Below are 346 nucleotides of genomic sequence, written 5' to 3'. Positions count from 1 at the left end.
CCCCTCGCAGGTGGTGCTCTCCGGTGAGCGGGAGGCTCTGGAGGGCTTGGAGCAGACGTTCCGGGGCGAAGGGCGCAAGGTGCGGTGGCTGAAGGTGTCCCACGCCTTCCACTCGCCGTTGATGAACCCGGTGTTGGAGGAGTTCCGCCGTGTGGCCGAGGGCCTGACGTATCGGGACGCGGCACTGCCGGTCGTGTCTAACCTGACCGGGCAGCTCGCCACCGCCGACGAGTTGAAGGACCCCGACTACTGGGTCCGGCACATTCGCGAGGCGGTCCGTTTCCACGACGGTCTCGGCGCCCTCACCGACTTCGGCGCGACGACGCTCCTTGAGCTCGGCCCTGAC

General features: G+C 68.5%; 1 protein-coding gene. It reads left to right on the top strand.

Going from position 1 to position 346, the window contains the following annotated elements:
• Positions 1 to 346 (top strand): acyltransferase domain-containing protein (locus tag ADL01_RS24615; RefSeq protein ID WP_159049617.1); only part of this gene is annotated, 346 nt, incomplete at both ends.

It is taken from the genome of Streptomyces sp. NRRL WC-3618, from assembly GCF_001280005.1.
GTDB lineage: Bacteria > Actinomycetota > Actinomycetes > Streptomycetales > Streptomycetaceae > Streptomyces.
This window is presented reverse-complemented; position numbering and strand designations above follow the sequence as displayed.